Origin of the sequence: Agromyces laixinhei (assembly GCF_006337065.1) — a bacterium.
Classification (GTDB): Bacteria; Actinomycetota; Actinomycetes; order Actinomycetales; family Microbacteriaceae; genus Agromyces; species Agromyces laixinhei.
On the sequence record NZ_CP040872.1, the window covers coordinates 2,163,726 to 2,188,623 of the forward strand.

General features: G+C 67.2%; 21 protein-coding genes. 10 read left to right on the top strand and 11 right to left on the bottom strand.

Features of this window, described 5'->3' with window-relative positions; genetic code table 11:
- The first annotated feature begins 89 nt into the window (after window positions 1-89).
- Genes ctaE through FHG54_RS10235 form a run of 5 tightly spaced genes read left to right on the top strand, consistent with a single transcriptional unit; the run spans window position 90 to window position 5,155 of the window.
- Window positions 90-719, top strand: a complete 630-nt coding sequence (gene ctaE / locus FHG54_RS10215; RefSeq protein WP_139417176.1) for an aa3-type cytochrome oxidase subunit III — start codon at window positions 90-92, stop codon at window positions 717-719.
- Window positions 720-766: 47 nt separating this feature from the next.
- On the top strand, window positions 767-1,561 hold the full coding sequence (qcrC, locus tag FHG54_RS10220) for a cytochrome bc1 complex diheme cytochrome c subunit (protein ID WP_139417177.1): 795 nt from the start codon (window positions 767-769) through the stop codon (window positions 1,559-1,561).
- A gap of 38 nt (window positions 1,562-1,599) precedes the next feature.
- Entirely contained in the window at window positions 1,600-2,676 is a 1,077-nt protein-coding gene (gene qcrA, locus FHG54_RS10225) for a cytochrome bc1 complex Rieske iron-sulfur subunit (RefSeq protein ID WP_139417178.1), read from the top strand.
- On the top strand, window positions 2,673-4,283 hold the full coding sequence (gene qcrB, locus FHG54_RS10230; protein WP_139417179.1) for a cytochrome bc1 complex cytochrome b subunit: 1,611 nt from the start codon (window positions 2,673-2,675) through the stop codon (window positions 4,281-4,283). Before qcrA ends, qcrB begins: the two co-directional genes overlap by 4 nt.
- A gap of 32 nt (window positions 4,284-4,315) precedes the next feature.
- Window positions 4,316-5,155, top strand: a complete 840-nt coding sequence (locus FHG54_RS10235) for a methyltransferase domain-containing protein (RefSeq protein WP_139417180.1) — start codon at window positions 4,316-4,318, stop codon at window positions 5,153-5,155.
- A gap of 67 nt (window positions 5,156-5,222) precedes the next feature.
- Here FHG54_RS10235 and FHG54_RS10240 read toward each other — a convergent pair whose 3' ends face one another.
- The 5 genes from FHG54_RS10240 to FHG54_RS10260 form a co-directional block, all read right to left on the bottom strand.
- Window positions 5,223-5,654: a cytochrome c oxidase subunit 4 gene (locus tag FHG54_RS10240; RefSeq protein WP_139417181.1), complete on the bottom strand. Its 432-nt coding sequence runs from the start codon at window positions 5,652-5,654 to the stop codon at window positions 5,223-5,225.
- Window positions 5,654-7,351: an aa3-type cytochrome oxidase subunit I gene (ctaD, locus tag FHG54_RS10245; protein WP_139418404.1), complete on the bottom strand. Its 1,698-nt coding sequence runs from the start codon at window positions 7,349-7,351 to the stop codon at window positions 5,654-5,656. Before ctaD ends, FHG54_RS10240 begins: the two co-directional genes overlap by 1 nt.
- A gap of 45 nt (window positions 7,352-7,396) precedes the next feature.
- Entirely contained in the window at window positions 7,397-8,290 is an 894-nt protein-coding gene (gene ctaC, locus FHG54_RS10250) for an aa3-type cytochrome oxidase subunit II (RefSeq protein ID WP_139417182.1), read from the bottom strand.
- Window positions 8,291-8,488: 198 nt separating this feature from the next.
- The gene (gene erpA / locus FHG54_RS10255) at window positions 8,489-8,839 is read right to left on the bottom strand and encodes an iron-sulfur cluster insertion protein ErpA (protein ID WP_139417183.1); all 351 of its coding nucleotides are present in this window, start codon (window positions 8,837-8,839) and stop codon (window positions 8,489-8,491) included.
- A 92-nt stretch (window positions 8,840-8,931) separates the two neighbouring features.
- Window positions 8,932-10,368, bottom strand: coding sequence for a dipeptidase (locus FHG54_RS10260; RefSeq protein ID WP_139417184.1), 1,437 nt, complete (start codon window positions 10,366-10,368; stop codon window positions 8,932-8,934).
- A gap of 37 nt (window positions 10,369-10,405) precedes the next feature.
- Between FHG54_RS10260 and FHG54_RS10265 the strand changes: the two genes are divergently transcribed.
- Entirely contained in the window at window positions 10,406-10,990 is a 585-nt protein-coding gene (locus tag FHG54_RS10265) for a DUF3043 domain-containing protein (protein WP_232331467.1), read from the top strand.
- Window positions 10,991-11,049: 59 nt separating this feature from the next.
- Here the strand turns inward: FHG54_RS10265 and FHG54_RS10270 are convergent, their stop codons facing one another.
- The gene (locus FHG54_RS10270) at window positions 11,050-12,198 is read right to left on the bottom strand and encodes an alkaline phosphatase family protein (RefSeq protein WP_139417186.1); all 1,149 of its coding nucleotides are present in this window, start codon (window positions 12,196-12,198) and stop codon (window positions 11,050-11,052) included.
- 74 nt (window positions 12,199-12,272) lie between these two features.
- Between FHG54_RS10270 and FHG54_RS10275 the strand changes: the two genes are divergently transcribed.
- Together FHG54_RS10275 and FHG54_RS10280 are read left to right on the top strand one after the other, a co-directional pair.
- Window positions 12,273-14,747 (top strand): DNA gyrase/topoisomerase IV subunit A, encoded by a 2,475-nt coding sequence (locus FHG54_RS10275; protein ID WP_139417187.1) that lies wholly within the window; start codon window positions 12,273-12,275, stop codon window positions 14,745-14,747.
- A 106-nt stretch (window positions 14,748-14,853) separates the two neighbouring features.
- Entirely contained in the window at window positions 14,854-16,185 is a 1,332-nt protein-coding gene (locus tag FHG54_RS10280) for an FAD-binding oxidoreductase (RefSeq protein ID WP_139417188.1), read from the top strand.
- Window positions 16,186-16,189: 4 nt separating this feature from the next.
- Here the strand turns inward: FHG54_RS10280 and FHG54_RS10285 are convergent, their stop codons facing one another.
- Window positions 16,190-18,268, bottom strand: coding sequence for a DNA gyrase/topoisomerase IV subunit B (locus FHG54_RS10285; RefSeq protein WP_232333771.1), 2,079 nt, complete (start codon window positions 18,266-18,268; stop codon window positions 16,190-16,192).
- Between the two features lie 146 nt (window positions 18,269-18,414).
- Between FHG54_RS10285 and FHG54_RS10290 the strand changes: the two genes are divergently transcribed.
- Window positions 18,415-18,651 (top strand): DUF7455 domain-containing protein, encoded by a 237-nt coding sequence (locus FHG54_RS10290; RefSeq protein ID WP_139417190.1) that lies wholly within the window; start codon window positions 18,415-18,417, stop codon window positions 18,649-18,651.
- 95 nt (window positions 18,652-18,746) lie between these two features.
- Here the strand turns inward: FHG54_RS10290 and FHG54_RS10295 are convergent, their stop codons facing one another.
- From FHG54_RS10295 to FHG54_RS10310, 4 genes are all read right to left on the bottom strand, one after another.
- A complete protein-coding gene (locus tag FHG54_RS10295; RefSeq protein WP_168197156.1) occupies window positions 18,747-19,484 on the bottom strand; it encodes a type 1 glutamine amidotransferase in 738 nt (245 codons plus the stop codon).
- Entirely contained in the window at window positions 19,484-20,740 is a 1,257-nt protein-coding gene (locus tag FHG54_RS10300; RefSeq protein WP_139417192.1) for a Mur ligase family protein, read from the bottom strand. The genes FHG54_RS10295 and FHG54_RS10300 overlap by 1 nt, the downstream gene beginning before the upstream one ends.
- Before the next feature lie 7 nt (window positions 20,741-20,747).
- Window positions 20,748-22,115 carry an RNA polymerase sigma factor gene (locus FHG54_RS10305; protein ID WP_420837412.1) on the bottom strand — a complete coding sequence of 456 codons (1,368 nt, stop codon included), beginning with the start codon at window positions 22,113-22,115 and terminating at the stop codon, window positions 20,748-20,750.
- A gap of 242 nt (window positions 22,116-22,357) precedes the next feature.
- Complete coding sequence (locus tag FHG54_RS10310) at window positions 22,358-23,284, bottom strand: proteasome assembly chaperone family protein (RefSeq protein ID WP_139417194.1); 927 nt, start codon at window positions 23,282-23,284, stop codon at window positions 22,358-22,360.
- A gap of 87 nt (window positions 23,285-23,371) precedes the next feature.
- Between FHG54_RS10310 and FHG54_RS10315 the strand changes: the two genes are divergently transcribed.
- Window positions 23,372-24,844 carry a leucyl aminopeptidase gene (locus FHG54_RS10315; protein ID WP_139417195.1) on the top strand — a complete coding sequence of 491 codons (1,473 nt, stop codon included), beginning with the start codon at window positions 23,372-23,374 and terminating at the stop codon, window positions 24,842-24,844.
- The last annotated feature ends 54 nt before the right edge of the window (window positions 24,845-24,898 follow it).

Genomic DNA, 24,898 nt, shown 5'->3' on the forward strand with positions numbered 1-24,898 from the left:
GCGCAACTTAGGGTTGCCTTACCCGATGAGAACGACACGACTCCCCCGGATGACGAAAACTCAGCCCTCGTTTCGGCCATAATGGGAGGGTGACGAGCACTTCAATCACCTATCAGGCGAGCGCGCCCCTGATCAAACGACCCAACACCGTCGCGGTGGGAACGATCGTCTGGCTCGGCAGCGAGGTCATGTTCTTCGCGGGGCTCTTCGCGATCTACTTCACGCTGCGGTCGACATCACCCGAACTCTGGACCTTCGAGGCCGGCCGGCTGAACGTGCCGTTCGCAGCGGTGAACACGCTGATTCTGGTGCTGTCGTCGGTCACCTGCCAGTTCGGAGTCTTCGCGGCGGAGCGTCTTCAGCCCTACGCCACGGGCTGGAAGCCGACCCAATGGGGCGTGGTGGAGTGGTTCTTCCTCACCTATGCCATGGGCTCGGTCTTCGTCGCCGGTCAGGTCTGGGAGTACGCGACGCTGGTGTCAGAGGGCATTGCGATCGATTCGAACGCCTACGGTTCGGCCTTCTATCTCACGACAGGCTTCCACGCCCTGCACGTGACCGGCGGTCTGATCGCCTTCCTCTTCGTGATCGGCCGAGTCTTCGCGGTCAAGAACTTCGGTCACCGCGAAGCGACCAGCGCCATCTCCATCTCGTACTACTGGCACTTCGTCGACGTCGTCTGGATCGGCCTGTTCTTCGTCATCTACGTCCTCAAGTAAGCCGCATCAGGAGCGTCAGCAGCATGACTGTGAACAGGAAGATACCCATGATCCGCCAGAAGCGACGCACCGGACGCCGGCACCCGCTCGCCACCGTCGCGCTGCTCGCGCTCGGCCTGCTCTTCACGGGTGGTGCATACGCGGCGCTCAGCAGCGGCACCATCGCACAGGCCGAGGTCGACCCGAACTCGCAGCAGACCATCGAAGAGGGCAAGAAGCTCTTCCAGGCGAACTGCGCCACGTGTCACGGGCTCTCCGCCCAGGGCACCGGTGAGGGCCCGAGCCTCATCGGCGTCGGCGCCGCCGCCGTCGACTTCCAGGTCGGTACCGGCCGCATGCCCATGCAGATGCAGGGCCCGCAGGCGCAGCAGAAGCCGGTGCAGTTCACCGACGAGCAGATCAAGCAGATGGCCTACTATGTCGCCTCGCTCGGCCCCGGCCCCGACATCCCCAGCGATCACCTCGTCAACGGCGGCGGCGATGCAGCGAACGGCGCAGAGCTCTTCCGCATCAACTGCGCGATGTGCCACAACGTGGCCGGCGCCGGCGGTGCGCTCACCCAAGGCAAGTTCGCTCCCCCGCTGACGGATGTCTCGGGCGTGCACATCTACGAGGCGATGGTCACCGGCCCGCAGAACATGCCGGTCTTCAACGACCTGAACATCTCGCCCGAAGACAAGCGCGATGTCATCACGTACCTCCAGTACCTCCAAGACAATCGCTCGCCCGGCGGGTTCGAGCTCGGCTCACTCGGGCCGGTCGCAGAGGGTCTGTTCATCTGGATCTTCGGTCTCGGCGCGATCGTCGCGATCACGGTATGGATAACGGCGAAGTCCAACTAGCGACGCCCCGGCACAGAAGTAGCTGAAGAAGGAGAACCATGGCACAGGACGACCACAGCGGCGCAGAGCTCGCCGCTGCCGACTCGTCGCACGCCGCGCACGATTTCGCCGGAGAGCCCGGCACAGCGGTCATCCAGCACGACGGATTCGAGAATCCCGGGCTCGAGCCGCATCGCCCTCGTGTCACCGACGAAGACCCCAAGCGCGAGAATCGGGCCCAGCGCACCGTCTACACGCTGTTCTACCTGTCGATCCTGGGCAGTGTGTGGGCGATCGCCGCCTACATGCTCTTCCCCATCGAGTCGAACGACGTCGGAGCCGTTCGCTTGAACAACATGTTCATCGGGCTCGGAGCGACCCTCGCGCTGCTCGGTCTCGGATTCGGCGCGGTGCACTGGGGCAAGTCCCTGATGACGTCCGCCGAGTCCATCGACACCCGCCACCCCATCGGCGCGAGCGAAGCCACCAGGCAGGGAGCCGTCGAGGTATTCCGCCAGGCCGACGAGGAGTCGGGGTTCTCTCGCCGCACCGTCATTCGCAACAGCCTGATCGGCGCACTCCTCGTCTTCCCGCTGCCGGCCGTCGTTCTCTTCCGCGGGTTCGCGCCCCAAGACCAGATGCCGGTGGAGCTGCTCAGTCACACGATGTGGAAGAAGGGCACGCGCCTCGCACTCGACCCGTCGGGCGTGCCCATCAAGGCCGCCGACGTCACGGTCGGCAGCGCGTTCCACGTCATTCCCGAGGGCCTGCAAGACCTCGAGCACGGCAAGCTCGAAGAGAAGGCAAAGGCAGCGGTGCTGCTCATGCGCCTCGAACCGAGCGAGTTGAACGAGGCACCCGACCGGGAGAACTGGTCGTACGAAGGCATCGTCGCGTACTCCAAGATCTGCACCCACGTCGGCTGCCCGGTCGCTCTGTACGAGCAGCACACGCACCACCTGCTGTGCCCGTGCCACCAGTCGCAGTTCGACGTCGCGAACCACTGCGAGGTCATCTTCGGCCCGGCCGCGCGTCCACTGCCGCAGCTTGCGATCGCCGTTGACGACGAGGGGTACCTCATCGCGCAGCACGACTTCACCGAACCCGTCGGCCCGAGCTTCTGGGAGCGCAATTGACCACCGCACCGACTCAATCCCCCGCGCCCGTCAAGCGCTCGATCACCGCGTCGGCCTCCGAGTACATCAATGACCGCACGGGAATCGCCGTCGCGATCAAGGGGCTCGGCCGCAAGGCCTTCCCCGACCACTGGTCGTTCCTCCTCGGCGAAGTCGCGCTCTTCAGCTTCATCGTCGTGCTCGTGTCGGGTACCTTCCTGACCTTCTTCTTCCAGGCCTCGATGGTCGAGGTGCACTACGACGGTTCATACGTGCCGCTCAAGGGCGTCGAGATGTCGGTCGCGATGGCGTCGACCCTCGACATCTCGTTCGACATCCGCGGCGGACTGTTCGTGCGCCAGATGCACCACTGGGCGGCGCTGCTGTTCGTTGCCGCCATCGGCCTGCACATGCTGCGCGTCTTCTTCACGGGTGCGTTCCGCAAGCCGCGCGAGATCAACTGGGTGTTCGGCTTCGTGCTGTTCATCCTCGCGATGGCCGAGGGCTTCACGGGCTACTCCCTTCCCGATGACCTGCTCTCGGGCAACGGCCTCCGCATCATCGACGGAATGGTCAAGGGCATTCCGCTGATCGGCACGTGGACCTCGTTCCTGATCTTCGGCGGAGAGTTCCCCGGCACCGACATCGTCGGCCGCCTGTACACCCTGCATATCCTGCTGCTGCCTGCGCTCGTCGTCGCGCTCATCGGGGTCCACGTCGTGTACGTGTTCATCCACAAGCACACCCAGTTCGCCGGCCCGGGCCGCGAGCCCACGAACTCCGTCGGCCCACCCATCCTGCCGATCTACGCGGCGAAGGCCGGCGGCTTCATGTTCATCGTCTGGGGCGTGATCGCCGTCATCGCGGCGCTCTTCACGATCAACCCGATCTGGAACTACGGCCCGTACGACCCGTCGCCCGTTTCGGCCGGCACCCAACCCGACTGGTACATCGGCTTCGCCGACGGCGCCCTGCGCTTGATTCCGCCGGGCTGGGAGTTCGTGTGGCTCGACCGCACCTGGTCGTTCAACATCCTCGTGCCGCTGATCGTGATCGGCATCTTCATCGTGACCGTGTTGATCTACCCGTTCATCGAGGCCTGGGTGAAGGGCGACAAGCGCGAGCACCACATCGCCGACCGACCCCGCAACGCGCCGACCCGCACGGCGATCGGTGCCGCGGGCGTGACGTTCTACGCGGGCCTCTGGGCGGCGGCGAGCTCCGACATCCTGGCGACGCACTTCTGGCTCACGATGGAGGGCGTGATCCATGCGCTGCAGGCGTTCGTGATCGTCGGCCCGTTCATCGCGTACTTCATCACGAAGCGCGTCTGCCTCGCGCTGCAGAAGAAGGACCGCGAGATCGTGCTGCACGGGTACGAGTCCGGGCGCATCGTGAAGTTGCCCGGTGGTGAGTTCATCGAGGTGCACCAGCCGCTCGACGAGTACGACCGCTGGAGGCTCGTCAGCTTCGAGTCGTACGAGCCGCTCATGATCCGCCCGAACGCCCGCGGCAAGATCACGGTCGGGCAACGAGTGCGTGCGTCGGTCTCGCGTTGGTTCTTCGACGACCGCATTGCGCCGGTCACGAAGGGTGAGCTCGAGTCCGGCCACGACACCCACCACTGACCATTCGGGCAGAGAGTCTCGGGCACCGCGCCATGTCGATCGATTCGACCTGGCTGCGGTGCCCGAACTGCTTTCACGACCTCGAACAGATCAGTGATCGCGTGCTCGGCTGCGCGCTCGGCCACCGATTCGACCTGGCCAAATCGGGCGGCGTCACCCTGCTGCCGCCACGAGCACCGCGCACGCTCGGTGATGATCGGCGAATGCTCGAGGCGCGATCCGACCTTCTGGAATCCGGCGCCTATGCACCGATCGTCGATACACTCGCGGAGGCAGGCGGCCGGCGTGTCCTGAGCCGCCAGAGTAGCCTCAGAATCGCCGATCTGGGCTGCGGAACCGGCTATTACGCGCGCGAGTTCTCGGCGGCGGTGGATGGCGGCTCGGTGCTGCTCGCTGACCGATCCGCGACCGCCGTGCGCATGGCTGTCAGGGCCGTGCCCCGTGCGACCGGCGTGGTGCTCGATCTGTGGCGTCCACTCCCCCTCCGGGATGCGAGTGCCGACATCGCCATCAACGTGTTCGCGCCGCGCAACCCGCCCGAGTTCGCGCGAGTCGTTCGTCCGGGAGGGCTCCTCCTCGTCGTCGTGCCGTCGGCGTCGCACTTCATCGAGCTTCGACGTATGGGGGCCGCCCTCGACGTGCCCGACGGCAAGGCCGAGCTGGTCACGGCGCAGTTCGCGGGCGTGGGCTTCGCGGCGTCGCAGACGACGCGCGTGGAGTACCGGCTCACCACCGATGCCCGCATGCGCGAGTTACTCGTGGACATGGGTCCCGCAGCGCGTCATCACGTCGACGGCGGCAGCAGGCCCGATGCATCCGGAGAGCTCTTCGTGACCGTTTCGGTCGACGTCGTCGCGCTACGGCGTGCGTGATCGCCTCGGACGACGAAACGGCCCCGATGCGCCGAGACGCACGGGGCCGTTCGATCAACTGCCGGGCTCAGCGGGCGAAGTATCCGCGATAGTACTCGTACACCCAGCCGACGAGCGCGACGATGCCGAGCGGGAGGGCGATGAAGGAGATCCAGAACCCGACGGCGAGACCGAGCAACAGGAGTCCTGCCGCTCCGGCGAGCATGATCGGCCACCAGCTCCAGGGGCTGAAGAATCCGAGCTCGGGGTCGCCATCGTCGATGTTCGCATCGAGCCGGTCTTCGGGCAGTTCAGCGCCTTGCGCCTTGTACACGCGGCTGAGGTAGAACGCGATGAACGCGCACAGCACCGCGGTCAGTGCGAGTGCGACGGTGCCGGCCCATTCGGGGTGGTACAGGCCGTTCGCCTGGTTGTCGGCCCAGGACCACCCGCAATAGACGCCCGCGACGATCGCCATGAACACCGTGAGGATCCAGAAGATGTTGGCATTGGCGCGCATTACTTGATCTCCTCCGAAGCGGCGTCATACGTCGGTGATTGCGGTGCGTCTTTTGCCGGACCGATGCCGACGGGGATGCCTGCCTCGGGGTGGTTGAGATCGAAGGCGGGACGCTCCGAACGGATGCGCGGGATCGACGTGAAGTTGTGTCGCGGCGGCGGGCAGCTGGTCGCCCACTCGAGCGATCCGCCGTAGCCCCATGGATCGTTCACGGTCACCTTGGGTGCGCGACGAGCCGTGATGTAGACGTTCAGGAAGAACGGGATCATCGAGATCGCCAGGATCGCGGCACCGATGGTCGACAACTGGTTCATCCAGGTGACGTTGTCTTCGGGCAGGTACGAGTAGTACCGGCGGGGCATCGCCACGACTCCGAGCCAGTGCTGAATGAGGAAGGTGGTGTGGAAGCCGATGAAGAGCAACCAGAAGTGCCACTTGCCGAGCGTCTCGTTCAGCATCTTGCCGGTCCACTTCGGCCACCAGAAGTAGAACCCGGCGAACATCGCGAACACGACCGTGCCGAAGACGACGTAGTGGAAGTGCGCGACGACGAAGTACGTGTCGGAGACGTGGAAGTCGAGCGGCGGCGACGCCAGGATGACGCCGGTGAGACCGCCGAACACGAAGGTGATGAGGAAGCCGAGCGACCAGATGAGCGGGGTCTCGAAGGTGATCGAACCTCGCCACATCGTGCCGATCCAGTTGAATATCTTCACGCCCGTCGGCACCGCGATGAGCATCGTCATGAGGGCGAAGAACGGCAACAGCACCGAGCCGGTGACGTACATGTGGTGGGCCCACACCGTGACCGACAGGGCAGCGATCGCGATCGTCGCGTAGATGAGGGTCTTGTACCCGAAGATCGGTTTGCGGCTGAACACCGGGAAGATCTCGGAGACGATGCCGAAGAACGGCAGCGCAATGATGTAGACCTCTGGGTGGCCGAAGAACCAGAAGAGGTGCTGCCACAGAATGACCCCGCCGTTGGCCGGGTCGAACACATGTGCGCCGAACACCCGGTCGGCGGCCGCGGCCAGGATCGCCGCGGCGAGCACCGGGAAGGCCATGAGCACGAGGATCGAGGTGACGAGGGTGTTCCACGTGAAGATCGGCATCCGGAACATCGTCATGCCGGGCGCGCGCATGGTGATGATGGTCGTGATGAAGTTCACCGCGCCGAGGATGGTGCCGAATCCGGACATGCCGAGGCCGAGCATCCAGAGATTGCCGCCGACCCCTGGTGAGAATGTCGTCGATGCGAGTGGTTGATAGGCGAACCAGCCGAACGATGCCGCACCTTGCGGGGTGAAGAAGCCGGCGACGGCGATCAGTGAACCGAAGTTGAAGAGCCAGTACGCGAAGGCGTTCAGGCGCGGGAATGCCACATCGGGAGCACCGATCTGAAGCGGCATCAGCACGTTCGCGAAACCCGCGAAGAGCGGGGTCGCGAACATGAGCAGCATGATCGTGCCGTGCATCGTGAAGAGCTGGTTGTACTGCTCACGCGTCTGGACGATCTCGAGACCCGGCTCGAAGAGCTGTGCCCGGATGATCAGCGCCATGACGCCGCCGATGCAGAAGTAGAGGAACGCGGTGATCAGGTACATGTACCCGATCACCTTGTGGTCGGTGGACGTGATCCACTTCACGAGGATGTTGCCCTTGCGTTCGACCTTGTGAGAGCCGAACGGAGGCATGCTCGCTGAGGGGCGAGCCGGTGCGGTCGTGGTGCTCATCGCGGCTTAGTGCTCCTCTTTCAGTTCGGGCTCGCCCGTTCCGGGCAGGTTCTGGTTGCGGTCGTACTCGTTCGACAGCTGGCCTTCCTGGCCGGCGTCGCGCAGCGACTCGATGTAGTCGTCGTACTCGCCCTGCGAGACGACCTCGACGTTGAAGAGCATGAGCGAGTGGTACTCGCCGCACAGCTCTGCGCACTTGCCGGCATAGGTGCCCTCGCGCTCCGGCACGAACGACATGTAATTGGTCTTGCCCGGGTACATGTCTTTCTTGTAGAGGAAGTCCACGACCCAGAACGAGTGGATGACATCTCGCGACTCGAGTTCGATCTCGACGTTCGCTCCGACGGGCAGGTACAGGGTCGGCAGTTCCTCCTGCACGAGCGAGCCGTCTGGCCCCTCCGCGGAGAGCTGGCCCTGGATGCCGGGCGAATACACGTCTTCATTGACGTAGTTGAAGTCCCACGCCCACTGCTTGGCGATGACCTCGACCTTGACGTCGATGTCCTCTTCGGCGAAGCGCTGCTCGATCGCGGCCTGGTCGCGTGCGGTGAAGGCGAAGAAGCCCAGCACGAGAATCAGCGGGATGATCGTGTAGAACACCTCGATCGGCATGTTGTAGCGGAGCTGCACCGGCAGACCCGTCTGGCCCTTGCGGCGACGGTAGGCGATGACGGCCCAGATCGTGAGGCCCCACGTGATGATGCCGACGATCAGCAGCACGACCCACGAGGTGACCCACAGCCCGGAGACGCGCTCGGTGTGGTTCGTGACCGGCGCCTCCCCTTCGACGAATCCTGGGAGGAATCCGTTCAACTGAGCCTGCGTGCACCCTGCGAGGACGAGACTGAGCGACGCTGCGATCGGGATAGCAGCCCATCGGAGACGGCGATTGTGGCGCACCGGTGACCTTTCGGGAGACTCGAAGGCGCTTCACAGTGAAACGCGCTGATCGTTGCCTAGCCTACTCCGACTCGGCGCCCGGGGTGTGCACTCCGGCGAGGTGTCGGGCAGCTCCGGCCGCCGATTCCGGGCACCATCGGCGGAAACGACGAGGGGAGGCCGCCTCGGCGGCCTCCCCTCGGAGTGGATCAGCGTGACTCAGTGGAACGAGTCACCGCACGCGCAACTGCCCTGTGCGCTCGGGTTGTCGATCGTGAAGCCCTGCTTCTGAATGGTGTCCTCGAAGTCGATGGAGGCTCCGTCGAGGTACGGCACGCTCATCTTGTCGACGACCACCTCGACACCCTCGTAGTCGACGACGGCGTCGCCGTCGAGCAGACGCTCGTCGAAGTAGAGCTGGTAGATGAGGCCCGAGCAACCGCCCGGCTGCACCGCGACGCGGAGGCGCAGGTCATCGCGGCCCTCCTGCTCGAGAAGGCTGCGCACCTTGTCGGCGGCGGGGTCGCTCAGCTTCACGCCGTGCGCGGTCTCGGTGATCGTGTCGCTCATGTCTCTCCTCGGTGCATCAGGAACGCGGCGTCAGGTAGACGTATCCTTCATCCATCGTAACCGCTCCAACGCGCACCTCGTCCGGTGCACGCTCAGGAATCTGCTGACCGCGCGTCGAGTCGGGCGAGGAAGAGCGCTTCGCTCAGCAATGCCCGCCGGAAGACGCCGAGGTGCAGTGACTCGTTGGGGCTGTGCGCCCGTGAATCGGGGTCTTCGACGCCCGTCACGAGGATCTGCGCGTCGGGGAACTCCGCGACGAGTTCGGCGATGAACGGGATCGACCCTCCGACGCCGATCTCCACGGGCTCTCTGCCCCACCCTTCGGCCATCGCCGCGTTCGACTCGGCGACCGCCCAGCCCGAGGTGTCGACGAGGAACGGGTTGCCGAGTTCGACGGCATCGAACTCGAGCTTCGCGCCGAATGGCGCGTGCCGTTCGAGATGGGTGCGGATCGCCTCGAGCGCGTCGACGTCGCGCTGCCCGGGGGCGACCCTGGCGCTGACCCGCACCGCGACGCTCGGCACGAGGGTGTTCGAGGCGTTGGCGACCGACGGTGCGTCGATGCCGGTGACCGTGATCGCCGGCTGCGCCCAGATGCGTGAGAGGATCTCGCCCCGGCCGATCGGTGAGACGCCGTCGAGCAGTCCGGTCTCGGCGCGGAGCTGGGCCTCGTCATAGGGCGGCGTCTCGAGGTCGGCCGACGTCAGCCCGGCCACCGCGACGGACCCGTCGACGTCGTGCAACGTCGCGAGCAGCCGGATCGCCGCGAGCATCGCGTCGGGCACCGCGCCGCCGAACATGCCGGAGTGCGAGGCGTGTGCCAGCGTCGACACCCGCAGTCGGAAGGCAACCGCACCGCGAAGCGCGACGGTCAGCGCGGGCGTCTCGGTGTCCCAGTTGCCGGAGTCCGCGACGACGATCGCATCGGCCTCGAGCAGCTCGCGGTTCTCGTGCAGGAAGTTGGCGAACGAGAGCGAGCCCGCTTCCTCCTCACCTTCGATGAAGAGGGCGATGCCGAGATCGAAGTCGGTGCCGAGCACCTCGGTGAGCGCACGGATCGCGCCGACGTGGGCCATCACGCCGGCCTTGTCGTCGGCTGCACCGCGCCCGTAGAGGCGATCTCCGCGCAGCGTCGGCTCGAACGGCGCCGAATCCCAGTCCTCATCCGCGCCCGGCGGCTGCACGTCGTGGTGCGCGTACAGGAGCACCGTGGGCCGCCCGTTGCGTGCGGCCCGACGGGCGACGACGGCGGGCTTGCCGAACGGGGCATCCGCGCCGTCGCCGATCGCGGCGCGACGGATCTCGACGAGCTCGAAGACGCCGAGCCCGCGAACGAGTTCGGCGACCGCTTCTGCGCTCGCCTCGACGGGCGCATCGTCGAACGCAGCCCACGAGACCGACGGGATCTTCACGAGCCGCGTGAGATCGGCGATCGTGGCGGGGAAGGCGGCCTCGACGGCGCCGCGCAGTGCGTCGCTCGTGGAGGTGTGGTCGGAAGTTCCGCCGGCGGCGGGATGAGACTCGGTCATGCCGGTAATCTTAAGGGGAACCGATTCGAGGAAACCCGTGGCCAAGAACCCGAACAACATCGAAGAACCGAGTGCCGAGTCGCTCGAAGAGACCCAGGCCCGCCTGAAGGCCGGCAAGGGAGTGCCAACGCCGAGCCGGGCGGAACAGGAGGCGGCGCGCAAACGGCCCCTCGTGCCCGACGACCGCAAGGCAGCGGCGAAGCAGGCCCGTGCCAAGGCCGCCGAGTCGCGCGAGCGCGCCCGCATCGGCATGGCCGTCGGCGATGAGCGCTACCTGCCGGCCCGCGACCGCGGCCCGCAGAAGAAGTACGTGCGCGACTACGTCGATGCGCGGTTCAGCATCGGCGAGATCCTCATTCCCGTGATGTTCGCGGTGATCCTGCTGACCTTCGTGCCGAGCGCGGAGGTGCAGTCGATCGGCATCCTCTCGCTCTGGGCGTTCTTCCTGGTCGCGGTCATCGACGTCGTCGTGCTCGGCTTCATCCTCAACAAGAAGCTCGCCGCGAAGTTCGGTGCCGACAAGGTCGAGCGCGTTCGCTGGTACGCGGCGATGCGCGCGCTTCAACTCCGCCCGCTTCGCCTGCCGAAGCCGCAGGTCAAGCGCGGACGCTACCCTGCATGATCCGGAATCCTCGAGGCCGCTTCGACGGGCGGCTCGGGGATTCCTGACCACCGGCCGCATCAGTCGCGGCCGAAGACTCCCCCGCGGATGAGCGGCACGCGCGTCTCCTCGTCGCTGAGGGAGCCGTGTTGACCGATCATGGCCTCGGCCTGGCGACCCGGCTCCCTGCGGTCGTAGTAGGCGATGCCGGCACGCGCCGCGATGATGACGTCGCCGATACGGTCACGCACGTCGCCTGCGACCTCGCCGTAGAGTCCGGACCGGATCGCCTCGTCACGGCTGAGCACCCACGAGCGGTGCCCCTCGACTTCGCGCCAGCGTTCGGCGAGTGCGATGCGAGCGGATGCCTCGAGCCCGGGTTCGGCGTAGAGCGCGATGCATCGCGGCTCTCCCCCGACATGACGCACCCGCTCGAGCAGTTCGGGCCGGTCGTCGAGGAACACGTGGCGATGAGCCGGCACGTCGATGACGCCGTGGTCGGCCGTCACGAGGAGGCCGACGCCACGAGGCATCCGCCGCTCGAATGCCGCCAGTTCGCCGTCGAGCGACTCCAGCCGGCCGAGCCAGGTGTCGGACTCCCATCCGTGCGCGTGCGCCGCCTGGTCGAGCTCGGGCGCATAGAGGTAGATGACGGCGCGTTCACCGGTGGCGAGGATGCGGTCGGCCTCGGCGAAGCGGTCGGCGACCGACGCTGCCGGCCGGTACTCCGCACCGCGGAGCACCGCGTGCGTGAACCCCGAATCGGAGTACCGGGCGGCGCCGATGGCGTAGCTCGGGATGCCGGCATCTCGCATCGTCTCGAAGAGCGTCGGCACGCGCTGCCACGTCTCGGGGCGCATGCCGGCGTCCCATCCGTTCAGCTGGTTCACGAGACGGTCGTTCGCGGCATCGAGCACGCGGTAGCCCACGAGTCCGTGCTCGCCGGGAGATCGCCCCGTGGTGAACGTCGCGATCGCGGCCGCCGTCGTCGATGGGAACACCGTGCGGATCACATCGCGCTTCGCCATGCGCGAGGCGAGGAACCTGGCGTGCCCGGCCCGCGCCCGGATGTTCGCGGCGCCGAGCCCGTCGATGAGCACGACGACGACGGCAGTCGCCGACGGCAGACCCAGTTCGTTCGGGATGCCCCGGACGGCCGACATCGAACTGCCGAGCACCCCGGCAAGGCGCGGCGCGGCGCTGTCGGGCACCGGTAACATGGCAGGCATCGCGCCCAGTCTGGCACAGGCCGGGCGCGTCCCAGTTCCCTGCGTGCACGGCACGCCCACCCCAGAGACGACGGATGACCCGAGCAAAGAACCAGCCCGCCGAAGACCCGATCGTCGAGCGCATCGAAGACGTCGACGTCGCCAACGAGATGCAGGGCTCGTTCCTCGAGTACGCGTACTCCGTCATCTATTCGCGAGCGCTGCCCGATGCCCGTGACGGTCTGAAGCCGGTGCAACGACGCATCCTCTACCAGATGACCGAGATGGGGCTGCGGCCCGATCGCGGCCACGTGAAGTCGGCGCGCGTCGTCGGCGAGGTCATGGGAAAGCTGCACCCGCACGGCGACACCGCGATCTACGACACCCTCGTGCGCATGGCGCAGGCCTTCACGCTGCGCGTGCCGCTCATCGACGGGCACGGCAACTTCGGCTCGCTCGACGACGGCCCCGCGGCATCGCGCTACACCGAGGCTCGGCTCGCCTCCCCGGCGCTCGCGATGACCGATGGACTCGACGAGAACGTCGTCGACTTCGTGCCGAACTACGACAACCAGCTCACCCAGCCCGAGGTGCTGCCTGCGGCCTATCCGAACCTGCTGGTCAACGGCGCGAGCGGCATCGCGGTCGGCATGGCGACCAACATGGCACCGCACAACCTCATCGAGGTCATCGGCGCTGCACGGCACCTGATCGCGCACCCGAATGCCACACTCGACGAGCTCATGGAGTTCGTGCCGGGCCCCGACCTGCCCACGGGCGGCACGATCGTGGGCCTGTCGGGCATCAGGGATGCGTATGCCACCGGCCGGGGCAGCTTCAAGACGCGCGCCAAGGTGAGCGTCGAGTCGATCACGGCACGCAAGACGGGCCTCGTCGTCACGGAGTTGCCATACCTCGTGGGCCCCGAGAAGGTCATCGAGAAGATCAAAGACGGTGTCAACGCCAAGAAGATCAACGGCATCTCCGACGTCACCGACCTCACCGACCGCACGAACGGGCTGCGACTCGTCATCGGCATCAAGACGGGTTTCAGTCCCGACGCCGTGCTCGAACAGCTCTTTCGGCTCACGCCGCTCGAAGACTCCTTCAACATCAACAACGTCGCCCTCGTCGACGGCGGGCCCCAGACGCTCGGACTGCGAGAGCTGCTCCAGGTCTACGTGGGCCACCGCATCTCGGTGGTCACGCGGCGCTCCGAGTACCGGCTGGCCCGCCGCCGCGAGCGTCTGCATCTCGTCGACGGCCTCCTCATCGCGATCCTCGACATCGACGAGGTCATCCAGCTGATCCGCTCGAGCGACGACACCGCTGCCGCTCGTGCGCGCCTGATCGAGGTCTTCGACCTCAGCGCGGTGCAGGCCGACTACATCCTCGAACTGCAGCTGCGGCGCCTCACGAAGTTCTCGCGCATCGAACTCGAGGCCGAACGAGACAGACTGCGTGCCGAGATCGCCGAGCTCGAGGCGTTGCTCGCGAGCCGGAACCGCATCGAGACCCTGGTCTCCGATGAACTCGCCGAGATCTCGGAGCGCTTCGGCACCCCGCGCCGCACGCTGCTGACCGATGCGCGACCGAGCATCGCCGGGGCCGCAGCCAGGCGTGCCGCCGCCGTGCTCGAGGTCGCAGACGTTCCGTGCCGGGTCTTCCTCTCGGCCACGGGGCGTATCGCCCGGGTCGACCTCCCCGTCGGCGACGACGCCGCCCCCGTCATCACCGTTCCGGCCCGTCGCAGCAAGCACGATGCCATCCGCTCGACGCTCGACACGACGAGCCGGGCAGAGATCGGCGCAGTCACGAGCCTCGGCCGACTCATCCGTTTCACTCCAGTCGACCTGCCGATGCTGCCGCCGACCTCGGTGCAGCTCGGCGCGGGGGTCAAGATCGACGACTACCTCACGCTGCCGAACCGCGACGAGAAGGTGCTCGCGATCGTCTCGCTCGATGCCGATCGTTCGATCGCACTCGGCACGAAGCAGGGTGTCGTCAAGCGGGTCGCCACCGGCGCCTACCCGAACCGGCCGGAGTTCGAGGTGATCGGCCTGAAGGCGGGCGACGAGGTCGTCGGCGCGGTGCAGGGCGACGAGGGCGACGAGCTCGTCTTCGTGGCATCCGACGCCCAACTGCTCAGGTTCTCAGCTGCTGCGGTGCGGCCGCAGGGCTGCGCGGCCGGCGGCATGGCAGGCATCAACCTCGGCGGCGGCGCGCACGTCATCCACTTCACGAGTGTCGCACCGGCCGATTCCGCCGAGACGGTCGTGGTCACGATCGCCGCGACGACCGACACCCTGCTCGGCACCGACCCCGGCAGTGCGAAGGTCAGCGAGTTCGCCGAGTTTCCCGCGAAGGGCCGCGCGACCGGTGGGGTGCGCTCACAGCGCCTCCTGAAGGGCGAGGATGCGCTGCACCTCGCGTGGGTCGGCCGCTCCCCCGGGCTGGCGGTCGGGCCGGATGGATCAGCGCGCGAACTGCCCGACAGCGGTGCGAAGCGCGACGGTTCCGGGCAGCCGCTCGGTTCGGTGGTCGGCGCGATCGGCCGCCGGATCGGCTGAACCGCGTCGTCTCGCGCCTTGACGCGCGCGCGTTCGAAGGGCATATTCGGGCGTGCCGAAGTCGGTGACGCACGTGTCCGACTCGGTCGGCCGGACGGAGCGCTCGATGTCGACGAAGCTGCAGGCACAGGTCAGCGGGCGGGTGCTCGAGCCCGACCACGACGAATACGATGCGGCGCGATCGGTCTGGAATGCGATGGTCGACCGGCGCCCGCGGTTCATCGTGCAGTGCACCGGGACGGCCGACGTCGTCGCAGCGATCCGTTTCGCAACCGAGCACGACCTCGAGATCGGGGTCCGCTGCGGAGGGCATGGCATCGTCGGCCATGCGGTGCCTCATGACGGCCTCATGATCGACCTCCGGTCGATGGGCAAGGTCGACATCGACCCGGAACGCCGCCGGGCGCGCGTGCAGGGCGGGGCCCTGCTCGGCAGCCTCGACGTGGCGGCACAGCAGCACGGGCTGGCGACGACCGCGGGAAACGTGTCGCACACCGGGGTCGGCGGGTTGACGCTCGGTGGCGGCATGGGGTGGCTCGCCCGGCAGCACGGGCTCGCCTGTGACAACGTGGTCGCGTTCGAGGTGGTCACTGCCGCTGGTGAGGTGTTGATCGCGAGCGCCGAGTCGAACAGCGACCTCTACTGGGGTCTGCGCGGTGGCGGTGGCAATTTCGGGGTCGTCACGGAGTTCGAGTTCGTGTTGCATCCTGAACCCGGGTTCGCGATCTCGGCCGAACTGCACTATCCGGCGGGTGGCGCCCGTGAGGCGATGCGACGGTGGCGGGATCTCAGCCCCGACGCCCCACGTCAGTCGACGCTGACGGCGATCATCGGACCCGACACCGTGTCGCTCGGGCTCGTCTGGGTCGGGGACCCCGCGCTCGGAGCCGCCTACATCGACGAGGTCGACCAATCGATCTCTGCAGCCGCCGAACCGGTCATGCGAGACGTCGCCGAACTCTCCTACCTCGATCTGCAGACGCGCAATGACGATCTCGAGGGGCACGCCTGGCGTCGCTACTGGAAGGGCCACTTCTTCACCGAGCTCGGTGATGAGGCCATCGACGCCGTGCTCGCCCGTGACGGTGACGATGCTCCGAACGTCGAGATCCAAGCCTACGGCGGTGCCATCGCGGACATCGGTGAGCAAGAGACGGCCTTCTCTCACCGGGACACCGCATTCGAACTCGTCGCCGCGTCGAAGTGGACCGATCAGTCAGAGGATGATCTCCGCATCGCCACGGCACGGGCGTACGCCGCCCCGCTGGCGCGGTTTGCGAGCGGCGCCTACGTCAATTCGCTCTCCGATGAGGGAGAGCAAGGACTCAGACGCGCGTATTCAGACGCCCAGCTCGCCCGGCTGATCGCGGTGAAAGACGTCTACGACCCCGCGAACGTCTTCCATCTGAACCAGAACATCCGGCCGGGTTCGGGCTGAGCAGTCAGGCGTCGATGCGGTCGCGCTCCAGCGTGTCGGAGCTCTCGATGATGAACTCCTTGCGGGGCGCCACCTCGCTGCCCATGAGCAGTTCGAACACGCGCCCGGCGTTCTCGGCGTCGCCGATGCCGACACGACGAAGCGTGCGCTGCCTGCGATCCATCGTCGTCGTCGCGAGCTGGTCGGCGTCCATCTCTCCGAGGCCCTTGTACCGCTGGATCGGATCCTGGTACCGCTTCTTCTGCCGATCGAGCGCCGTGAGCACGCCCGTGAGCTCGGCCTCGGAGTACGTGTAGATCGTTTCGTTCGGCTTCGAACCCGGGTTCATCACCACGACGCGATGCAACGGCGGCACCGCCGCGAACACCCGGCCGCTCTCGATCATCGGCCGCATGTACCGGAAGAAGAGCGTGAGCAGCAGCGTGCGGATGTGCGCACCGTCGACGTCGGCGTCGGCCATGAGGATGACCTTGCCGTACCGGGCCGTCGCGAGGTCGAAGCTCCGGCCCGAGCCGGCGCCGATCACCTGGATGATCGAAGCGCACTCGGCGTTCGCGAGCATGTCGGCGACGCTCGCCTTCTGCACGTTGAGAATCTTGCCGCGGATCGGTAGGAGGGCTTGGTGCTCGCTGTCACGGGCGAGCTTGGCAGTGCCGAGAGCCGAGTCGCCCTCGACGATGAAGAGTTCGCTGTGCGCGACGTCGCTGGAGCGGCAGTCGACGAGCTTCGCCGGCAGCGAAGAGCTCTCGAGCGCGTTCTTGCGCCGTTGCGTCTCTTTGTGCGCCCGCGCCGAGATGCGCGACTTCATCTCGGCGACGACCTTCTCGAGCAGCTGCGACGACTGCGTCTTGTCGTCGCGCTTCGTGGAGGAGAACCGGGCGCCGAGCTCCTTCGTCAGCACACTCGAGACGATGGCGCGTGCAGCGGGAGTGCCGAGCACCTCTTTCGTCTGGCCCTCGAATTGCGGTTCGGGCAGACGCACCGTCACGACGGCGGTGAGCCCGGCGAGCACGTCGTCTTTCTCGACCTTGTCGCTGCCCGCCTTCAGGCGCCGTGCATTCTGCTCGACCTGCTGGCGCAGGAACTTCAGGAGCCCCTGATCGAAACCGGCCTGGTGCGTACCGCCCTTCGGCGTCGCGATGATGTTCACGAACGAACGGATGACGGTTTCGTACCCGGTGCCCCAACGCACGGCGATGTCGACGATGCATTCGCGCTTCAACTCGGTCGGTACCATGGCTCCGCCCTCGGTGAGCACGGGAACGGTCTCCGTGAATTGACCCGTGCCGGTCAGTCGCCACACGTCGGTGAGCGGTGCATCCGTCGCGAGATGCTCGACGAACTCGGAGATGCCGCCGTCGAACTGGAACGACGTCGTGTGCGGCGCCTCGCCGCGCTCGTCGGTCACGTCGATCGCGAGCCCGGGCACGAGGAACGCCGTCTGCCGGGCACGACCGAGGAGATCGTCGGTCTGGAACTCGGCGCCCTTCGTGAAGATCTGGCGGTCGGCCCAGTAGCGGATGCGCGTGCCGGTGACGCCCTTGGCCACCTTGCCGATCACCCGCAGCTCGCTCTGCCGCTCGAACGGCGTGAACGGGGCATCGGGCGACGGTGCACCGGAATCGGCGAAGATGCCCGGCTCGCCGCGATGGAACGACATGGCCCAGGTCTTGCCGCCACGATCGACTTCGACGTCGAGCCGCTCTGAGAGCGCGTTGACGACCGAGGCGCCGACGCCGTGCAGGCCACCGGAGGCCGCGTAGGACCCCGAGCCGAACTTGCCGCCCGCGTGCAGTTTCGTGAACACGACCTCGACACCGGAGAGTCCGGTCTTCGGCTCGATGTCGACCGGGATGCCGCGTGCGCGGTCGCGCACCTCGACGCTGCCGTCGGGATGCAGCGTGATGCCGATCTCGTTGCCGTGGCCGGCGAGTGACTCGTCGACCGAGTTGTCGATGATCTCCCAGAGGCAGTGCATGAGGCCGCGGGAGTCGGTCGAACCGATGTACATGCCGGGCCGCTTGCGCACGGCCTCGAGGCCCTCGAGAACGGAGAGATGGCGGGCGGAATAGTCGGAGCTCACGTCGAGCAAGCCTACTGAGCCGCACCGACACTTCTGGTCAGGCGCTACGCGGTGAGCGAAATGCCCGGCGCAACGGAAGGAACCTGCCCGCCCGCGTGTTTTGATTGATGAACGCAACATCGAACATGAGCGACGAAGGAGGAGCCATGACCCAGTACACCGAGACCACCGGTGCGGTCGATGAACTCGAGACCCCTTACGAGCTCACTGCGCTCGACCGTTGTGACGCGTGCGGCGCGCAGGCCTACATCCGCGTCGTCGTCGCGAACGGAGAACTGCTGTTCTGCGCCCATCACGGCCGCAAGCACCAGGAGAAGCTCTCGCAGATCGCACACAGCTGGCACGACGAGTCGAGCCGGTTGCTCGCCGACGACCGCAACTGACCGACCGGTCGGCCCCTGACTCTCGAACGCCCCGGCTCGTGCCGGGGCGTTCGTCCTGTTTCCGCAGGCGACTGCAGGCGATGGCGGGGCGCGATTCAGCGTCCGGAAACGGCGACACCGGCCGCCGCGAGCTGCGTGGCACGTGCCGCCGCCGCGTACTCGTCGACGGTGCGCGCCCGATCACCCGGCGCGTAGGCGAGCCCGGCACGCGAGGCGATGGTCTCGAGCAGTCGGTCTGCGAACTCGGGGTTCTTCGCGAGCACCGGACCGTGCAGGTGAGTACCGTAGACGTCGCCCATCACGGCGCCCTCCTGGCCGGAATCGCGTCCGTTGCCGCTTCCGGCACGGGTGCGACCGAGCGGGGATGCTTCTGCCCCGATGTAGTCGCGGGCGTGGTTCTCGAATCCGACGAGCATGCCGAAGCGAGGGCTCTTCACGACGAGGTCACCGGTCACCCGGCTCGCGCGAGGTACCGCACGGCCCGGAAGGATGCCGAGACCTTCGACGCTCCGCCCGTTCGCGAGTTCGACGCCCCAGCTCAGCAGCTCCCAGCCGGTGCCGATCGAGAGGATCGGCACGCCCTCGGTGCCCCACCGGCGGAACTCGTCGTGCATCGAGAGAAGCCGCGTTCGACTCTCGTCGAGCGAGGCGTCGCTGCCCGAACCGAGGACGACCGCATCGACACGGTGCGGGAGTTGTGCGGCCGACTCGACCTCGACGACCGTCGCGTCGAGCCCGGCCCACCGGGCCCTCGATGCGAGCACCCGGGCGTTCTCAGCGTCGCCGTTCGTGTTCTGGAGCATCGGGAGCATCGAGACGATCGTGAGGGTCATCATTCTGCTCCAGCGAGTCCGAGGTGGGCGCGAGTGCGCCGCATGGCGTCGGCGGTGAAGACGATCGTCTTGACACCGGCCGCGGGTGCCGGCATCGCGAGGAAGTCGTCGAGCGCTCGTCCGAGGTCGGGCTCGACACGGTCGATCTCGACGCCGTCGTAGGCGAGCATGAGTGCAGCCTCGGCGGACTTCGAGCCCGACACGATCGAGACCCGCTCGAGCGAAGCGGCATCCGCCGGCCAGAAATAGGAGGGGTCGCGCACGTCGGAACCGATGGCGAAGAGGATCTGCTCGGTGCCCGGCGCGATGCTGTCGACGTTGAGCTGGTAGCTCGACGGATTCTGCACGAGCACGAACTCGACGGCCTGCCCGCGCACCGACGTGCGCTCGCCGCGACCGAACACGGCGGGGATCGCGCTCAGCGCATCGGCCGCGGTCGACCTCGAGAAGCGTTGACCGAGCACCGCCTTCGCGGTGGAGTAGGCGGCCGCCGCATCGACGGCGAAGTGCACGCCTCGTGCCGGCAGCCCGATCGAGACGGATGCCCCGGCATCGTCGAGCACGGCCGAGGCGCCGTCGACCGCAGTGACGAGCAGGTCGGTGCCGCTCGCGAGCCGCGTGTCGCTCGTCTCCGTGTAGCCGAGACCGCGCGGCGACGCGGCCAGCACTGCTTGAGTCACGCCGAACCGGTGCACCGCGATGCCGGGCCGCACTCGTTCGGCAAGTCGCTCGAGGTATGCGTCGTCGGCGTTCACGACGATCGCCTCGCCGGCGCGCGCGGCGATGCGAGCGAGCATGGAGGCGACCATCTCGGAGTCGTGGAATCGGTCGATCTGGTCGACCATGACGTTGGTGAGGCACACGACCCGCGCGTCGACGCCCTGCATGACGAGGGCGCCGTGGCCCTCATCCATCTCGAGCACCGCGACGTCGCCGGGCACGCGCCCGCGCCAATCGGCCTCCTCGAGCAACGCCGAGGTGAGGCCCTGGCTGATGTTGGCCGTCGAGGGATTGGTGAAGACGCCGACGCCGTGGGCACGAAGGATCGCGACGAGCATCTTCGTCGTCGTCGACTTGCCGCTCGAGCCGGAGACCACGACGAGTCCCTGCGGGAAGCCCGAGAGCGTGCGCTTCAGGTAATTCGGGGCGACGCGGTTGACGACGAGGCCGGGTACCGCCGATCCGCCGCCGGGCTTGCGCAGCCGGGCGGCGAATCGGGTGAGCCTGCCGACGAGAATCGCCGGCGCGTAGCGCACCGGCGGCCTACTCGAGGTAGTCGCGGAGCGACTGCGAGCGCGACGGGTGACGCAGTTTCGCCATCGTCTTGGACTCGATCTGGCGGATGCGCTCGCGCGTCACGCCGAAGGTGTCGCCGATCTGGTCGAGGGTCTTCGGCATGCCGTCGCCGAGGCCGAATCGCATGCGGATGACGCCGGCTTCGCGCTCGCTCAGCGAGTCGAGGAGCGACTCGAGCTGCTTCTGCAGCATCGTGAAGCCCACGGCATCGGCCGGTACGACGGCCTCGGTGTCTTCGATCAGGTCGCCGAACTCGCTGTCGCCGTCTTCACCGAGCGGGGTGTGCAGCGAGATGGGCTCGCGGCCGTACTTCTGCACCTCGATGACCTTCTCGGGGGTCATGTCGAGCTCGCGGCTCAGCTCTTCGGGGGTGGGCTCGCGGCCGAGGTCTTGCAGCATCTGACGCTGCACACGGGCGAGCTTGTTGATGACCTCGACCATGTGCACCGGGATGCGGATGGTGCGGGCCTGGTCGGCCATGGCGCGCGTGATCGCCTGTCGGATCCACCAGGTGGCGTACGTCGAGAACTTGAAGCCCTTCGTGTAGTCGAACTTCTCGACCGCACGGATGAGACCCAGGTTGCCCTCCTGGATGAGGTCGAGGAACTGCATGCCGCGACCCGTGTAGCGCTTGGCGAGCGAGACGACGAGACGGAGGTTCGCGCCGAGCAGGTGGCTCTTCGCACGCTGTCCGTCTTTCGCGACCCACTGCAGCTCGCGACCGAGTTGTGAGCGCTTCTCGGCGTCGGTCATGTGCGAGAGCTTCTCTTCGGCGAAGAGGCCAGCCTCGATGCGCATCGCGAGTTCGACCTCTTCGGCCGCGTTCAGCAGCGCGACCTTTCCGATCTGCTTCAGGTAGTCCTTGACGGGATCGGCCGTCGCCCCCGTGATGGCACTGGAGTAGACCGGCACGTCGTCGTCTTCGTCGGCTGCGCGCAGCACGAGCGCACCCGTGGGGTGCGGCTCGACCGCCACGGCCTTCGTGTCGTCGTCTTCGGTGTCATGCGCAGCGTCAGCGCCCTCGACGACGTCGGCCGCCTCATCCGCTTCTTCGTCGGCCTTGGCCTTGGCCTTGCCGCGGGGCTTCGCCGCGGACTTCGCCGTGGTGGTGCGAGGCGCCTTCGCAGCAGGCGTCGCCGCGGCCTTCGTCGTCTTCGCGGCGGTCGTCGACTTGGCGGCCGGGGTCGTCTTCGCAGTCGTCGACTTCGCGGCCGTGGTCTTGGCGGCGGTCGACTTCGCGGCGGTCGCGCGCTTCTGAGCGGGCTTCTCCGCCTCGCTCGCAGCCTTGGTCGCGGCTTTCGTCGTTGCCATTCGTTGAACCTCTCCTACCGTCATGCGCGCGTGGCTCTGCAGGATCGCCTCGCGCACCCGGTCCGGTCGTTTTCGGACACTATGAGGACCCATGTCAAGTCCGCTGCATCAGCGCGGCCATCACCGGATCGGTGCGTACCACGCCAGCGGACCAGAACGGGTCCTGTCCCCATTATACAGACCTTCGGGCCGGATCTGGCCTGATCGCACCCGTGTCAGCCTGTGGTTCTTACAACAGCGAAGCCTCCTGGGGCATTCCCCGTCGGTCAGCGTCCACGCGGGGTGTCGTCGTCGCTCGCGCGGCGGAACGCGAGGAACTTCTCGAGTTCCGCGGCGATCTCGTCGGCGGAGGGCAACTCGCCGTCTTCGTCGGTGAGCGGCGAGCGCAGGGTGGTGCCCTCCATGTAGGCGTCGTGACGCTGCTCGAGAGCACCGACGAGCTTGGCCAGTTCGCTGTTCTCGCCGACCTGCTCGTCGATGCGCGCGACGAACTCACGGCCCTGCTCACGCAGGGCGTCGGTCGGGAAGATGCGGCCGGTCGAAGCGCTGATCGCCTCGAGGGCGGTGATCGCGGCCGAGGGATACTCGGCGTCGGAGAGGTAATGCGGAACGAGCAGCACGAACCCGGTCGTCGGATGTTCCAGCTCTTGGAGCCGGAACTCGACGAGATGCAGCATGTTGGCCGGAACCTGCGTCGTCGGACGCCAGACCGACATCGCCTCGATCAGTTCGGCGCGGTTGCCGCTGACGGTGACGCCGATGGGCCGCGTGTGCGGCACCGGCATCGGGATGGAGTTGATCCACGTGGTCGACGACACCTCGAGGCGCTCGATGAGATCGATGACCGCGGCGCTGAAGCGCTGCCACTGATAGTCGGGCTCGAAGCCGGTGAGGAGCAGGAACGGCTGCCCGAGCTCGTCGACCGCCAGATCGAGGCTCAGTCGCGGCGGTGTGAAGTCGGTGAGGTGGTCGCCGTCGAAGAGGACGATCGGACGGCGTGCGCGGTAGTCGAGCAGTTCGTCTGCGTCGAACGAGGCCACGACGGTGCTGTCGAGCGTCGACAGCAGGTACTCACTCGTCTGCGCGACGGCGCCGCCGGCGTCGGCGTAGCCCGTGAGGCCCGCCACCAACGGCAGCCCGGCGGGAACCGTCACGTCGGGATTCAGCTCGTACAGGGAGCGGGGGTCGCGCATGCTTCCAGCCTACTGAGGCCCACCGCGGGTCATTCGGATCGAGGATCATCACCGTGATGCCCAGAGCGAACACGTACGATCCCATTCATGGCTGTTCCCACGCTCTCCCTGACCGACTCCCCCGCTTCCGTTTCCGACGCCGACATCGTGCTGCTCGCAGTCCGGAAGGATGCGAACGGACCGGAACTCCTCGCCGAGTCCGGTTTCGAGTGGGTCGCCGAGGCGATCGATGCGCTCGACGTCAGCGGCGCGACCGAAGAACTGGTCCGCATCCCCGGCGTCGCAGGCGGACCCCGCGTCGTCGCGGTCGTCGGCATCGGCGAGCGAGCGGATGCCGCGAGCCTCCGTCTCGCCGCGGGCAGCGCGTTGCGCCAGCTGAACGGCGCCGTGAGCGTGGCGATCGCCGTGCCGACCGACGATGCCGAGGCCGCCGCCGCGTTGCTCGAGGGCGCAGCACTCGGCGCGTACGGCTACGACGGATATCGCTCGGAGACGAAGCCGCGTCCGACGAGCATCCGGTTGCACTCCGTGTTCGACGAGACGGCGGTCGGTATCGACCGGGTGCGCTCGGTCGCCGCTGCAGTGGCACGCACCAAGGACCTCGTCAACACGCCGCCCGCCGACCTCTTCCCGGCGAGCATGGCCGACCTCGCCGTCGAAGCCGCTGCGGCCGTCGGCATCGACTCGAAGGTCTGGGACGAGCAGGCCCTCGCTGCCGACGGATTCGGCGGTATCCTCGCCGTCGGCCGGGGATCCAGCCGCGGGCCGCGACTCGTTCGCCTCGAGTATGCGCCGGCCGGGGCATCCGCTCATCTCGCGTTGGTCGGCAAGGGCATCACCTACGACTCCGGCGGCATTTCGCTGAAGCCGATGACGGCCCTCGTCGGCATGAAGACCGACATGGCCGGCGCTGCAGCGGTGCTCTCGGCGATGGTGGCCCTCGCCGAGCTCGACGTGCCGATTCGCGTCTCCGGGTGGCTCTGCCTCGCCGAGAACCTGCCCTCCTCGACGGCCGTGCGACCCAACGACGTGCTGCGCATTCGGGGCGGCAAGACCGTCGAGGTGATCAACACCGATGCGGAGGGCCGACTCGTGCTCGCCGACGGCCTCGCCGCTGCGAGCGAGGAGCAGCCCGACGCGATCGTCGACGTCGCGACCCTCACGGGTGCGCAGTTGGTCGCCCTCGGTCATCGCATCGCGGGCCTGATGGGCGAGGATGCGCTCGTCGGGCAGGTGCGCGACGCCGCCGATTCGGTCGACGAGTCGACCTGGCCGATGCCGCTGCCCCGAGACCTCATGCAGTACTTGAAATCGGATGTCGCCGATCTCGCGAACACCAAGCTCGGCATGACGGTGCCCGGGATGCTCCTCGCGGGAGTGTTCCTGCAGGAGTTCATCGGGAAGCGCGACGGCACGGAGACGCGCATTCCGTGGGCGCACCTCGACATCGCGGGGCCATCGCACAACACCGCGGGCGGATTCGGATTCACCGGTTCGGGAGCCACCGGCGTCGCTGTTCGCACCCTCGTGCGGCTGGGCGAGCAGCTCGCCGCCAAGTAGTAAGGTCGTATGGGCGAGATCCTCGCCAATACGACCTGTCCCGGCAACGAACCG